The organism is Hymenobacter sp. UYAg731 (assembly GCF_054061335.1).
On sequence record NZ_JBSSEC010000001.1, the window covers coordinates 333,262 to 346,855 of the forward strand.

Below are 13,594 nucleotides of genomic sequence, written 5' to 3' on the forward strand. Positions count from 1 at the left end.
TGCCCGCCTTTCCCGAATGCCTCCTCAACTTGTTCGCTGCTCCGGTTCTTACCCGCGCCTGCTGGTGCTGCTGGGCCTGGGGCTGACCGCTGGCGGCTGCGCCCGCCACAACTATTTCCAGCCCGATGCCCGCGTCGGCCCCGGCAGTACCGCCACCCTGCCGGCGCAGGCCGATTCGGTGCTGGCCACGGCCGGCCGCCAGTACAACCGCCACTCGGGGTTCTACCGGTTTTTTCTGGGCCGCCACTACCGGCGCGTGTGGGCCGCCCCCGCCCAGGTAGCCGTGCTGAACCTGGCCGCCGCCGCTCCCGGCGGCCTCACGGCGGGCAAGGCCGGCGGCGGCTACCAAAGCATCAGCATGACCCTGAACGGCCGCCAGCAGCGCGAATATGCCCTGCGCGCCCTCGACAAGGAGCCTTATAAGACCCTGCCGCTGCTGCTGCGCCACTCCTTCGTGCTCAACGTGGTGCGCGATGCCACTTCGGCCGCCATCCCGTACGGGGCGCTCACGGTGCCGCCGCTGGCCCAGGCGGCCGGCGTGCCCCACACCCGCCCGCGCCTCGTGTACGTGCGGCCCGATGAAACCGGCCTGGGCGAGTCGTCCGCCCGGTTTCAGGGCAAGCTGGCACTGCTCGAAGAGAAGTACAACTCCCCGGCTGCCCGCACGCCCGACCTGGCCGATGCCGTCGATTTTGACGGGGGCGAGGCCATGCTGAAAAAGGTGTACCACCATCCCTCCTACTTCATCGACCAGCCCGCCTTTCTGCGCGCCCGCCTGCTCGACGTGTGGCTCGGCGACTGGGACCGGCACGAGGGCCAGTGGAGCTGGGCCGCGTTCAGGGAAGCCGGGGGCCGCGTGCGCTACCTCGGCATTCCGAAGGACCGCGACCAGGTGTATTTCCGGTTCGATGATGGGGTGATTCCCTGGCTGGCATCCCGGCCGTTCATCGCCCCGCAGTTTCAGACGTTTCGCAACGAGTACAACAACATGGCCGGGCTGGTATTTCAGGCGAGGTTTATCGACCAGCGCGGCCTCTCGGCCATGACGCGGGCCGATTTCCAGCGCACCGCCCGCGACCTGCAGCGCCGCCTGCCCGATTCCGTGATTGAGCGCGCCCTGCACCGCCTGCCGCCCGCCGTGTTTGCGCTGGAAGGCCCCCGCCTCGGCACCGCCCTTAAGGCCCGGCGCGCAACCCTGCCCCACGCCGCAGATGCATATTACCTCACCCTGGCCCACGAGCCCACGCTGGGCGGCACGGCCGAGGCCGAGCGCTTCGTCGTGCATCGCTACGCTGATTCGACCACCGTCCGCGTGTTTTCCAAAGCCCTCAGCCAGCTTTCGGCCGGCGACTCGCTCCGTTTCCGGCGCACTTACTACTCCGCCGAAACCAAGGAGCTAAGCCTCGACGGCCTGGGCGGCGACGACGTGTTTGAAGTAACCACCGCCGCCACCCGCCGGCCCATGCCCGTGCTACTCTACGGCGGCGAGGGCCACGACCAGTTGGTGCTGCAAGGCAGCAGCCGGCGGCTCAAGCTCTTCGATGAAGCCTCTAATATAACGGCCGCCGGCAGCCTCCGCCCCAGCCTCCCCAAGAAGAAACACCGCGCCTACAACCGCCTCAACGACGATTAAGCGAGGCTGCTCCAAAATCCACCCAGCCTTTTTCAGTCCCCGGCCGTTCAAAGCCCAAACTTATTACGCTGCTTGCTCTTGATGTTTCTCCGTTTGCGCTTTTATACATTGATGGGAGGCGCACTGGCTGGGCTGCTCGGCACCGGCTGCATTCGCAAGCAGTTTTTTCAGCCCGATGCCCGGCTCGATGCCACTACGCCCCTGCCCACCTCGGCCGACAGCGTGCGCGGGGCCACCGCCGGCCGGCAATACGCCCGGCACGGCGGCCTCTACAACGCGCTGGTGGGCCGGCACCACCGCCCCACTTGGGCGGCCCCGGTGGCTGTGCCGGTGCTGCGCCTGGCCACCGTGCAGCCCGGCGGCCTCACTCCTGGCAAAGTGGGCGGCGGCTTCAACAGCACCAGCCTGGGCCTGACGGGTGCCGACGGCCGCGCCTACGTGGTCCGCACCGTGGACAAGGACCCCATCCGGGCCATGCCGGAACTGGTGCGGGGTACTTTCCTCATCAATATGTTGCGGGATAATATTTCCTCCACCAACCCCTACGCCGCGCTGGTGGTACCGCCTTTGGCCGCCGCCGCCGGGGTGCCGCACGCCTCCCCGCGCCTGTTTTACGTGCGGGCCGATGACCCGGCTTTTCAGATCGACTCGTTGCGCCACTTCCGGGGGCAGCTGGCTTATCTGGAAGAAAAAGCCGCCCCAACTACCCCACCGCCCACCGCCGCCATCAACAGCACCAAGGCGTTTGCCACTGCTTTCGCCAGCCCCGAGCAGCGCTTCGCCCCGGCCGACCTGCTGCGGGCCCGCCTGCTCGACGGCTGGCTGGGCGACTGGGACCGCCACCCCGGCCAGTGGAGCTGGGCCGTAACGGCCCCCACCGAAGCTGCCCCCGCCGCCCTCCTGGCTTTGCCCAAAGACCGCGACATGGTGCTCTACCGCCTCGATGATGGCGCACTGGGCTGGCTCGCTGGCCATCTGTTTTTGCGGCACTGGGTCACGTTTGGCACCCGGTATAAACACCCGGCTGGCCTGCTCGGCTCCGGGCACTACCTCGACCAGCGCATTCTGGCGGGCCTAAGCCGCGCGCAGTTCCGAGCCGCCGCCGTGGCCATGCAGCAGCGCCTGCCCGATACGCTCATTGCCCGCGCCATTCACCGCTTGCCTGCTGCCGCCTTCGCTATTGAAGGCCCGCGCACCATCGCGGCCCTGCAAGCCCGCCGCGCCGCCCTGCCCGCGTTGGCCGACGGCTTTTACCTCGATTTGGCCAAGCGTCCGCGCATCGGCGGCACGGGCCAGGCCGAACGGTTCACCATAGCGCGCTACGCCGATTCGACGGTGGTAACGGTCCAATCACTGGCGGCCGGTGCTACGGCCGCGCCGCTGTTGCGCCGCGCTTTTTTGCCTGCCGAAACACGGCTTATCCAACTGGAAGGCTTAGCGGGTGATGACGTTTTCACCGTGGAAGAGCACGGCGCTACTGCCGCCGGCAAGCCCGCCATCCGCATCTACGGCGGCGCGGGCACCGATGAGTTTCGCGCTACTGGTGGTAGTCGGGGTATTCGGTTTTCGCAGGAAAGCGCACCGGCTAAGCGCGCTTACGATAAGCCGCCGGAGGAATAATTCTGCTGAATACAATAATAACGCATGAGGTAGGGAACGGGGCTTGCCCCCGCCCGTCGTTGAAAGGCTCGTATTTGAATCGTTCAACGACGGGCGGGGGCAAGCCCCGCACCCTACCAATGCCTCACGCCTGGTCCAGCATTTTCAGCACCAGCCGCTCCACGGGCGTTAGTGGGTCGTCGGCGTGGGCTTCGGCGTCGTGTTTGCGCAGGTAGTCAATCAGCTGGCCCGATTTGAACAGCTCCACCACCTGCGGGTGAATGTAGTATTTCGAGCACACCGTAGGCGTATTGCCCAAGCCGTTGGCTACTTCCTTCACGGCTTTCTTGATGACTTTTTCGGGGGGCAGCTCGGGTTCTTCGTTCAGCACGGCTTCCAGGCAGCTCACCATTTTCACGGTGCCGCCCCAGGTGCGGAAGTCCTTGGCCGACAGCTGCAGGCCGGTGTGGCGGTGCAGGTAGTCGTTCACATCGCCCGATTCCAGGGCGTGGCGCTGCCCATCGGCCGAGTAAAATTGGAACAGGTGCTGGCCCGGAATTTCCTTGCACTTGCGCACCAGCCGGGCCAGCTTGGCATCGTGCAGGGTCACGTCGTGCGGCACGCCTTTTTTGCCCACAAAACTGAAATTAACTTTGGCTCCTTCGATGGCTACGTGCTTGTCCTGCAAGGTACTGAGGCCGTAGCTGGGCTTGGTTTTACCGTTCTTTTTGGCATACTCCTTATTGCCGATGCGGATAAACGACTGGTCCATGAGCGTGAGCACCAGGGCCACCACTTTTTCGCGGTCGAGGGCAGCGCGGCGCAGGTCCTTGCTGAGCTGCTGGCGCAGCGGCCCCAGCTTTTCGCCGAAGGTGCGCAGGCGCGAAAACTTGGTCAGGCTGCGCATTTCGTCCCAGGCCGGGTGGTAGCGGTACTGCTTGCGGCCGAGGGTATCGTGGCCCGTCACCTGCAGGTGCGTGGTGGCCGAGGGCGAAATCCAGACTTCCGTCCAGGCCGGTGGAATCACGAAATTGCTGATGCGGTCCAGCGTTTTCGGGTCGGTTACCTTCTGGCCTTTGGCGTCGTGGTACACAAAGTTTCCGGTGCGCGTGGGCTTGCGGGTCAGGCCGGGGCCCTGGTCGGTGGCGTAGCGCAGGCCGGCCATTTCGGCCTGCCGGGCAGGGTCTTTGTACACAATATGCGCCTCATCCTGGGGCTGGAGCGTCTTTTTGCGGGTTTTGGGTTGGGCGGTTGTGGTGGGCATGGATAGAGCGGAAGTAGCCTTGAATTTGGGCGTCGGGGTTCTACGGAAAAAGGCCGGCAGAGGCCGTCCCACTGTAGCGCGGACTTTGTAGTCCGCGAGTTCAAACGACTACCTATCCTCCCAACATCCTTCACTCGCGGACTACAAAGTCCGCGCTACACCGGCCATTGCCGGCCATCGGCCGTAGGTTTGCTCCATGAAGCTGCCTGCTGCCCTTTCCAATCTTTCCGAGTGGACCGACCACTTGTTCACTCGTTTTTCGGCCCGGCGCGGCTGGCTGCGGCCCCTGCAAATCGACGCGTATCGCAGCTACGGCACGGCCAGGAAATTCTACATCAAAGGCCGCCTGCTGGCCGACCCCGGCCTGGTTGCGGCCACCGCTACTGACTCGCGCTGGCGCAATTTTCGCAGCATGGTGCGCCGCTTCAACAGCCGCGAAGTAGCCGGGGCCGACCTCGTGGCCGAGCTGCCCGACGGCAGCCAGCACCTCGTCAGCACCGACGACGAAGGCTATTTCACCCTCGTCATCGAGCCCCACGCGCTGCCGGCGCCCGTGGCCTACCTCTGGTATCCGGTGCCGGTGCGCGTGGCCCGGCTGCCCCGGTTCCTGAAGCTGCCCCCCGAGGCCATTGCCACCGAGGCCGCCGTGCTGGTACCGCCCGCCAGCGCCGAGTTCGGCGTGATTTCCGACCTCGACGACACGGTGTTTGAAACCAGCGCCACCAATATTTTCAAGATGCTGGGTCGGGTCCTGTTCAGCAATGCGCAGTCGAAACAGCCGTTTGCGGGTGTGGCCGAATTCTACCGCCGGCTCCAGCACGGCCGCACCGGCCGGCCCGACAACCCGTTTTTCTTCGTCAGCAGCAGCCCCTGGAACCTCTACGACCTGCTGGCCGAGTTTCTGAGCCTGCACGACATTCCCACCGGCCCGCTCCTGCTACGCGACCTCAGCATTGCCCGGCCCAAAACCACGCCCCCACCCGGCATCACGGGCTCAGCCGCCATCCACTTCGCCCACAAGCTCCACGAAATCGACGACCTGCTCACCACCTATCCCACGCTGCCCTTCGTCCTCTGCGGCGACAGCGGCCAGGAAGACGCCCGCATCTACCGCGAAGTGGTGCGCCGCCACCCTGGCCGCATCCGCGCCATTTACATCCGCGACGTGCAGGTGCCGGAGCGGGCCGCGCTGGTCGGGCCAATTATCGAGGAGCTGAAAGTGGCAGGCGTGCCCATGCTGCTGGTGGCGGATTATGCGGCCGCCGCCGCCCACGCGGCGGGGCTGGGATTGGTGGTGTAGGCGCAGGCCTTCGCGCAAGGATTTGCCGCCTGCTGGCCGGAAACCAATGCTCCGGGCGCCCGTTATTTTCCCGGTTTCAGGGTCCAGTAGCTTTGCCCACCCACCGAAACTTTTTGCAGGGACGGACGCTGGTCCGGCCGCTTCCGGCCCACAATCAAGCCGCCCAAATCCGTGAGCACCAGCGGCACCTCGGCGATGTACGAATGTCCCAGGCCAAAATTCAGCCCTAGTGCGCTCGGGTCGGCCTCCGAGGCCACAATGGTTTCCATGCCCCGCATCATGTATGGCCCTTTCGCATCGACCAGGCCAAGCCGGGGGTATTGGCCGTGGACCAGCCGCGAAGTCTGCAGCGCCCGGTCCTGGCTCGACGCGTAGAGCGTGGTGTGAATGCGGCTTTTCTCCAGCACCGGGGCAATGTTCCGGTTGAATACATCGGCGTCAATGTCGGGCGCGGCCAGGATTAGCTCCTGCACTTTGGTGGCCAGCTCGGGGTGCTCCACCAGCACGTCGCGCATTGCGCGCACCACCGGCCGGTTGCCCATGCTGTGCGCAATGATGTAGACCTGCTGCGCATTGGTACGCGTCAGAAAATCGAGCAGAAAGGCCTTGAAGTCATCCTGCGCCCATTCCGCGTTCTGCTCATCCACCACGTAGGGAACCACGGCAGCCTGTGACGGCCAGCTGAAAAACATCGGTACCCCCGGAAATTTCAGGTCGAAATGCATCTGGGCCGTGCGCCGGGCCGCCTCGGCAAATGACACGTTATAGCCGTGTACAAACACAAAAGCTGCTGACTTTTTGCTGGCTGCCACCTGCGTGCGGAGCTGCGCAAAAAAAGCATCCTTGGCCAGCAGCTGGGTGCGCCGCAACATCACGTTCGTATACGGATTTTCCTGCCCCAATATCCCCGGGCGCTCCATCTCCCCGGCTTTGTGAATCCCCGGAATGCTTACTTCGGCCATCCCGTAGCGCACGTCCGTCCCCCGGGCATTGGTAAAGGTATTGACCGGCGTGCCCGGCCGGCGGTCGGTGGCAAAGTACACCTGCACCTTCGTGAAGGTTGCGCTCGGGTCGGCCCGCGTTGGTCCGGTTGAGCCGACGATTTGCAGCAGTTCTTTTTCGCCCGACAACAGATAGAATCTGGGGGGCATAAAAAACTTTTTCCCCTCCCCAAAATCTTCCTTATCAATCGAATAAACACGACTGGCGTACCCCAAGTAGCTTATGGTCAGGGTATAGGTGTCAAGCGGCAGCAGTAAGCTGAATTCCCCTTTGGAGTTGGTGGCTACCCCTACGTTTTTTCCTTTCACCACCACCGTAGCGCTGGTGATTGGATGCCCATGCACCGAATCCATCACCGTGCCTCGCAATTCCCGGAGCGAATCGAGCGGCTGGGTGGCCAATGGCGTTGGGGCCTGGGCTTTTGCGCTTAGGCACAACCCAAGCAGGCCCACCAGCCACCACCACCTGACGGCGATACGCGGGATGGAAATCACAGTGCCGAAAAAGGCTCCGTGGTTATACTGTCTAATAAACATTATTTTCATACAAAGAGGTTACAGTCGGCAATCACCAACCCCCAAAGTAAAGAAAATTCACATAAAATTCTGCTTACATACCATTTAATTAGTTGGTGTGGTCGGCCACAACCACCCACCGGCCGTCAATCTGCCGCAGCACCAATAGGAAATACCCCTGCAAATCGCCTAGCGCCGCCGGCCGGGCCAGGTGCCAGTGCCCCACCACCTGCGCTGCCGTGGGCGCTACCAACGTCACCCGCAGCCCGCTGAAATCCAGCTGGCCCATGGCGGCGGCGTTGGGGTAATTCTTCTGGTAATTGGCCAGCGTGGGCTGCCAGCCGTAAGTCGGCCCCTTCCGCCCGATGAACACCAGCGAATCGGACTGCCAGTAGCCCTGCATGAAGCCGGGAATATCGCCCCGGTTCCAAGCCGCCGTCTGGGTCGTGAGCACCTGCACAATGGCCCGGCGGGCGGCGGGCGGGTTGGTTTTGGGAGCCGCCTGCGCGGCCGCGTGGCGGGTGCCGCCCAGGCACAGCAGCAAACCCAGCGTCATTTTCGGGTTGGTCATTTGGTTAATCAGCGAGCGTGAGGGAAAAAATTTGGGTTCAGGCCCCAATCTCGCCAATAACCGGAAATAAGCCGTTGCCAGCGCCCGCCAAAAAGGGTTTTCAGCTGTTTACCAAACGATGCAAGCCCCGAATGGCGGCTTCTTTTCATCGAAAACACGCTTTATGACCACGCCCATCCTCACCGCCCAGGACACTGACCGCATCATCGAAATGGCTTGGGAAGACCGCACGCCCTTTGAGGCCATTGAGCAGCAGTTCGGGCTCAACGAGCAAGCCGTCATCACACTGATGCGCCGGGAGCTCCAGGCCGCCTCCTGGCGCCGGTGGCGCGCCCGGGTGCAAGGCCGCGCCACCAAGCACCGGGCCAAAAGCCAGGTCGATGACGCCCGGTTCAAATCCACGCTACAGCGCAGCATCACCGCCAATAAAATCTCCAAGCGCGGCTAAACCGCCTACTTCAGCATGTCGGCCACGTAGCGGGTGCCGCCCAGCCGGCGCATGTTGCGCAGCACCCGCAACTGCTTGGCCCGCGCCACCGGACCGGGGTTCGAGGCCCGGAAGCGGAGCGGGTTGGGCAGCACGCCGGCCAGCAGGGCGGCCTCGGCCGGACTCACCTGGCTGGCGGGCTTGCCGAAGTAGCGCTGGCTGGCCGCCTCCACCCCAAAGGTGCAGTCGCCCATTTCGGCCACGCTGAGGTACATTTCCATGATGCGGCGCTTGCTCCAGAGTGTCTCAATTAGCACCGTAAAATACGCCTCGGCAGCCTTGCGCACGTAGCTGCGGCCCTGCCACAGAAACACGTTTTTGGCCACCTGCTGCGAAATGGTGCTGCCACCCACGATGTGCTTGCCGTCGCCGTTCCAGTTGCGCTTGGCGGCGTTGGTCAGCGCGTCCAAGTCGAAGCCGTGGTGGATGAGGAAGCGCTGGTCCTCAGCCGCCACCAAGGCCAGGGGCACGCTGGGGGCCACTTCGTCGAGGGTGCGGAAGCGGTAGCGAATGTGCCGGGGCTCCTCCTGAATGCCGTAATAGCCCAGGCCTACGGGCGCGTGGGCGCGGCGGTCCAGCATCAGCCAGGTAGCGGGCGGGGCTACCCAGCGGTAAATTAGCACCCAGGCAATGGTGGTCAGAAACAGCGCGGCCGCTACTTGCAGCAGCAGGCGGCCGGTTTTTTTGAGCAATACGGAAACGTCGGGAATCAGCTTGGCAGAGGGCATGGAGCGCAAAAATAGCGCGTCCGGTGGGGTTTCGGCTTTCGCGCCTACCTTGCCGCCGGCTTCACCCACCACGGGTTTCGTCCGGCCCCCCAAAACCCAACTACCCGTTCCCGTTGTTGAGTCGGTAGTTACCTTCTTTTTCGCTTCGCTGCCCATGGCCCGCCTGATTCCGCTGTTCCCCTTAAATCTGGTCGTTTTTCCGGGCGAAAAACTGAACCTGCACATCTTCGAGCCCCGCTACCGGCAGCTGGTGCGTGAGTGCATCGAGCAGAACACCACCTTCGGCATCCCGCCCTATCTCGACAATTCCCTGAGCGAACTGGGCACCGAGATGCGCCTCATCAGCGTGGAACAAACCTACGCCAGCGGCGAGCTCGACATCCGCACCAAAGCCGTGGGCGTGTTTCGCATCAACAAATTCTACCGCCAGGCCCCCGGCAAGCTCTACGCCGGCGGCCTCGTCGAAGACGTGGTGCAGGACGACGTACCCGACCCGCTCCTGCGCGAAATCATCACCAAACAGGTGCGCCAGCTCTACGAAGCCCTCGGCCTGCGCAAGCTCCTGCTAGAGCTGGCCCCCGACTACTGCATCTTCGACGTGGCCCACCACATCGGTTTCAGCACCGAGCAGGAATACCAGCTCCTGGCCACCACCAGCGAGCAGGAACGCCAGGAAATGGTCCGCGAACACCTCGACACCATCCTGCCCGTCGTGCTCGAAACCGAGCGCCTCAAGGACCGGGTGCGCCTCAACGGCCACTTCAAAAACCTCACGCCGCCTAACTTCTAGACCGCAGATTTTGACGGATTCGACGGATAAGAACGGATTTGGGTGCATTACGCCAGTGTGATAAACATGCAAAAGGCCACTGCTTAGAAAGCAGTGGCCTTTTCAGTTGTTAACATATCAGCAGTCAAGTTACAGCAGGTATTAACCGAATCCGTTCTTATCCGTCAAATCCGTCAAAATCTGCGGTTCAGACTATTGCTTCAATCCCGCTGGTACGCCCTGCGGATATTCTGCCGCGATTTCCTTTTGCAATTCGCCAATGCGGTTGCCTGGGTCGGGGTGCGTGCTCATGAATTCGGGCGTGCTGCTGCGGCTTCCCTGGCTTTGCAGCATTTCCATCACTTTTATCATGGAACGGGGGTCGTAGCCGGCTTTGGGCGTGAAATCCACGGCGATTTTATCTGCCTCCAGCTCATCGTTGCGGCTAAACCGCAGGCTGATAACCTTGGCAATGGCGGCGGCCACGGCCGCTTTCGCCACCGAGCTGCCGGGGCTATTGGGGTCGTACGAGGCAATGCTGGCCGCGCCGGCCAGGCCCTGCGTCAGGTTCGATTTGGCTACCTGCTCGGCCGAGTGCCGGGCCACTACATGGCCTACTTCGTGGGCCAGCACGCCCGCCAGCTGGCCTTCCGAGGTCAGGTTTTTGAGCAGGCCCTGGGTGATGAATACCTGCCCGCCGGGCAGTGCGAAGGCATTGATTGTCTGGTCATCGGCCAGCAGGTGAAACTGAAATTTGTAGGGCGTCTGGCCCGCCTTGGTGCTACTGATGATTTTCTGGCCCACCGCCTGCACGGCGGCCGTGGCGCGGGCATCGGGGCTTTCGCCCCCGTACTGGGCTTCCATTTCGGGGGCGGCCTGCACGCCGAGGGCAATTTCCTGGTCGGCACTCATGTTGACGTGCTGGGTTTCGCCCGTCACCTCGTTGGTGGAAGTATGAAAGAAGTAGCCGAACAGGGATACCGCCGCCACGATAATGGCAATGATGAAGCGGAGATTTAAGCGCATGACAGGGGAAGAAAAAGGGTTGAAAAAGAAACGGGCGCAGCCATAGCTCACTGCTACGGGCCGCGCCCGATGCGCTTTAAACGCACCCTTTAACTTCTGGTTATTTAATTATTGCATTCGCCCCGCGCCGCCGCGCTGGCTGGCGAATGCCGAGGCCGCCGTGTCCACGTTCAGCCACTGCGAGCGGTAGCCCGCCCCCGCCGGCCCGTGCAGGTACAGCACGCTCCCGCCCCGAATGGCCTTCACAATGGCTTCCGTCTCGGCCACCGGCAGGGCCGGGCAGCCCTGGCTACGCCCCAGGCGGCCGTGCGCTTTCACAAAATCTTCGCACACGTACTCGGCCCCATGCATCACTACCGCCCGGCTCTCAGCGTTGGAATTGAAGCCCGGGTCCATCCCCGAAATTTTCAGCGACAGGCCGTGCTTGCCCACGTAAGTGGTTGGGGCGGTGCGATAAAAACCCAGGCTGCTCATCTCCGAGCCGTCCTTATTGGAAAACGCCAGCGGCTGGTCTTCCCCGCTGGCCTTGCCGTGGGCCACCAGCGTATGAAACAGCACTTTGCATTTTTCTACGTTGATAACCCACAGCCGCTTTTGCTGGCTGGATTGGCTAAAGTCAATCAGCGTGAGCACCGGCGGGGCGGCGGCATAGTTACCCGTCGAGCGCAGGTTGTAATAGCCCGCCAGCCCTTCCCGAAATACCGGCAACGACAGTCCGGATGCTCCCAGTCCCATTTTGGCATACATTGCCACGGCTTGTTGCATAAAGGCCACCTGGTAGTAGGCCCGCCGGGCGGGTGCCGGCAGTGCTCCTACGGCCGCCTTTTGGCTCTGCGCCGCCACGGGGTTGGCAGCAGCCAGCAGGCTCAATACCGCGATAGTGGAAAAAAACTTTCTGGCCATCAAATAATTAAAGCTATATGAAATTTTAACAATTTTAATACAAGCCCCTATACACAGGCAAGCCAAAAATAGTGCTTAGTTTCGCCAAGTCCCTACCAGCCCCAAACGTTTATCTAGCTTTTTTCTGATGTCAGCTGCATTTTTTTCTTCCTTTTTCAAGCAACTGGCTGGCGCAGCCCTTGGCAGTGCCCTTTTAGTTGGCTGCGGCCATGCCCTGCCCCAGGTGCCCGGCTTCGATGCCGCCACCTGGCGCGCCGACCCCTACGCCTGCAAAAACCAGCGGCGGGCGGCCGTGCCCGCCCTCACCCAAGCCAAAGAGCAGCTCTACGAAGCCCGGGCCGACGACGTAAACGCCCTGCTCGGCCCGCCGGATGAGGAAGAGCTACGCGCCGGCACCGAAAAAGTGTACTACTACTACCTGGAGCCCGGTTCCCAATGCAACGCGGGCCACGCCCGTTCGGGTGCTCCCTGCCTCAGCCTGCGCTTTGGCCCCCTGGGCACCGTCACCGAAGTGCTGACGGACCCACTGACCACAAAATAAAAAGGCCCGCTAGATTACTGGCGGGCCTTTTTATTTTGCAATGGTTTTGTTAACCGAGTCCGTTTCCAGTGTTAGCGGGCGCATTATTGGGCTGGCCGTTTTGCTGCTGGAGCTGGCTGAGCTGCGAAGGCGTCAGGATGCGGCTGCATTCCTGTTCAAACTGCGCTTCCAGCTCGGCGGCCTTGGCGGCGCGGGTGGCCTCGTCGGCTTTGTATTGCTGGTTGATGCTGTGCATACCGGCCAGTTTGGTACGGTTCAGGGGCAACAGCTTCAAAAACTGGCCCTCGTTGAGATGGAGCCGGCTGGTCATCTCCCGGGTTTCAGCCACGGCGGCATCTTCGGCAGATGATTTCCGAGCGATGGCGCTCTTTGCAGTGGGGTGTTCGGAAAGGCGGTCCGACATCTGCGCACGAGCTGAGAGGGATGCCAGCGCAAAAACGATAATGAGAGAATACTTGGACATAAAAAACATCTTTTTGTCAGCAACCACGAGCTGATTTTTCGCCAAACACCTGCAAGTTATTATTTAGTTTCTGTTTTGTCTAATTTCTCTTATAAAATCTAAAAAATGTAATACTGCTGAGCTCTGAAAAAGGCCCTCGAAAGGGCCTTTTTACGGGTCAAACCATCGTAACAGCGAGCTATTCTATACCCACTACTGCCTGATGCTCAGAAGATTTAAAATACTGCATGGCGATGAGTGACGTAACCACGCCGGTCATTGTGCCCAATAGAATGATGCCCAAGCCGCCAATGAGCACGCCCAGGTCGGCCCCGAAAAGGTCGCGGGCCTGAATTTGCTGCACAGCCGACTGGCTAATGCCGCCCAGCAGCCAGAAGAAAGCCCCCAGCAGCGCCGAGGCCGTCAGGGCCGTGATGATGCCGGTGCTAAAGCCCTGGAAATAGGACATATGCCGCCCCTTGGCCTGCTTGAGGCGGCGAATGGCAAAAACTACGCCTGCCGCAAGCAGCACAATATCGAGCGCACCGGCTTCAATTTTGCCCAGAAACCCGGCCGCCGCAGCCACGCCGGTGTAGACAGCCAGCACGGCAGCCGTAAATACGCCCATGCGGACGCCATTGCTTTCGGAAGTCAATTTGTTGTCTGCCATGCCCTAAGAGGTAAATTATGAAATTTGGCAGGCCTAACGGCCGCGCTACTGTCAGGCTATCTATACTTGCCCCCGTAGCGGAGGGTTGTATCCGCTGGGTTGGTCCGGGTTTGGGAGCGCCGTTATGGGCGGCTCCGGGCACTA

Annotated in this window: 14 protein-coding genes; 6 read left to right on the plus strand and 8 right to left on the minus strand. The window is 62.1% G+C overall.

Going from position 1 to position 13,594, the window contains the following annotated elements; genetic code table 11:
- Positions 1-16: 16 nt before the first annotated feature.
- On the plus strand, positions 17-1,633 hold the full coding sequence (locus tag ACVWYF_RS01365) for a hypothetical protein (protein ID WP_457063850.1): 1,617 nt from the start codon (positions 17-19) through the stop codon (positions 1,631-1,633).
- A 78-nt stretch (positions 1,634-1,711) separates the two neighbouring features.
- Positions 1,712-3,253 (plus strand): hypothetical protein, encoded by a 1,542-nt coding sequence (locus ACVWYF_RS01370; protein WP_457063852.1) that lies wholly within the window; start codon positions 1,712-1,714, stop codon positions 3,251-3,253.
- Between the two features lie 124 nt (positions 3,254-3,377).
- Here ACVWYF_RS01370 and ACVWYF_RS01375 read toward each other — a convergent pair whose 3' ends face one another.
- On the minus strand, positions 3,378-4,496 hold the full coding sequence (locus tag ACVWYF_RS01375; RefSeq protein ID WP_457063854.1) for a DNA topoisomerase IB: 1,119 nt from the start codon (positions 4,494-4,496) through the stop codon (positions 3,378-3,380).
- 196 nt (positions 4,497-4,692) lie between these two features.
- Here ACVWYF_RS01375 and ACVWYF_RS01380 point away from each other — a divergent pair, with 196 nt between their 5' ends.
- On the plus strand, positions 4,693-5,796 hold the full coding sequence (locus ACVWYF_RS01380) for an App1 family protein (RefSeq protein ID WP_457063856.1): 1,104 nt from the start codon (positions 4,693-4,695) through the stop codon (positions 5,794-5,796).
- Positions 5,797-5,858: 62 nt separating this feature from the next.
- Here ACVWYF_RS01380 and ACVWYF_RS01385 read toward each other — a convergent pair whose 3' ends face one another.
- Entirely contained in the window at positions 5,859-7,343 is a 1,485-nt protein-coding gene (locus tag ACVWYF_RS01385) for an alpha/beta hydrolase (protein WP_457063858.1), read from the minus strand.
- A 79-nt stretch (positions 7,344-7,422) separates the two neighbouring features.
- A complete protein-coding gene (locus ACVWYF_RS01390; RefSeq protein WP_457063860.1) occupies positions 7,423-7,884 on the minus strand; it encodes a YybH family protein in 462 nt (153 codons plus the stop codon).
- Between the two features lie 163 nt (positions 7,885-8,047).
- Between ACVWYF_RS01390 and ACVWYF_RS01395 the strand changes: the two genes are divergently transcribed.
- Entirely contained in the window at positions 8,048-8,332 is a 285-nt protein-coding gene (locus ACVWYF_RS01395) for a TIGR03643 family protein (protein WP_457063862.1), read from the plus strand.
- Positions 8,333-8,337: 5 nt separating this feature from the next.
- Here ACVWYF_RS01395 and mtgA read toward each other — a convergent pair whose 3' ends face one another.
- Complete coding sequence (gene mtgA / locus ACVWYF_RS01400) at positions 8,338-9,099, minus strand: monofunctional biosynthetic peptidoglycan transglycosylase (protein WP_457063864.1); 762 nt, start codon at positions 9,097-9,099, stop codon at positions 8,338-8,340.
- 154 nt (positions 9,100-9,253) lie between these two features.
- Between mtgA and ACVWYF_RS01405 the strand changes: the two genes are divergently transcribed.
- Complete coding sequence (locus tag ACVWYF_RS01405; protein ID WP_457063865.1) at positions 9,254-9,889, plus strand: LON peptidase substrate-binding domain-containing protein; 636 nt, start codon at positions 9,254-9,256, stop codon at positions 9,887-9,889.
- A gap of 192 nt (positions 9,890-10,081) precedes the next feature.
- Here ACVWYF_RS01405 and ACVWYF_RS01410 read toward each other — a convergent pair whose 3' ends face one another.
- Together ACVWYF_RS01410 and ACVWYF_RS01415 are read right to left on the minus strand one after the other, a co-directional pair.
- Positions 10,082-10,894: a M48 family metalloprotease gene (locus ACVWYF_RS01410; RefSeq protein WP_457063867.1), complete on the minus strand. Its 813-nt coding sequence runs from the start codon at positions 10,892-10,894 to the stop codon at positions 10,082-10,084.
- Positions 10,895-11,002: 108 nt separating this feature from the next.
- Positions 11,003-11,797: a murein L,D-transpeptidase catalytic domain family protein gene (locus ACVWYF_RS01415; RefSeq protein ID WP_457063869.1), complete on the minus strand. Its 795-nt coding sequence runs from the start codon at positions 11,795-11,797 to the stop codon at positions 11,003-11,005.
- 127 nt (positions 11,798-11,924) lie between these two features.
- On the opposite strand from ACVWYF_RS01415, the gene ACVWYF_RS01420 reads away from it, so the two are divergent.
- Positions 11,925-12,338 (plus strand): hypothetical protein, encoded by a 414-nt coding sequence (locus ACVWYF_RS01420; RefSeq protein WP_457063870.1) that lies wholly within the window; start codon positions 11,925-11,927, stop codon positions 12,336-12,338.
- A 49-nt stretch (positions 12,339-12,387) separates the two neighbouring features.
- Here ACVWYF_RS01420 and ACVWYF_RS01425 read toward each other — a convergent pair whose 3' ends face one another.
- Together ACVWYF_RS01425 and ACVWYF_RS01430 are read right to left on the minus strand one after the other, a co-directional pair.
- The gene (locus ACVWYF_RS01425) at positions 12,388-12,846 is read right to left on the minus strand and encodes a hypothetical protein (protein ID WP_457063872.1); all 459 of its coding nucleotides are present in this window, start codon (positions 12,844-12,846) and stop codon (positions 12,388-12,390) included.
- A 133-nt stretch (positions 12,847-12,979) separates the two neighbouring features.
- On the minus strand, positions 12,980-13,450 hold the full coding sequence (locus ACVWYF_RS01430; protein ID WP_457063874.1) for a DUF4199 domain-containing protein: 471 nt from the start codon (positions 13,448-13,450) through the stop codon (positions 12,980-12,982).
- Positions 13,451-13,594: the final 144 nt, after the last annotated feature.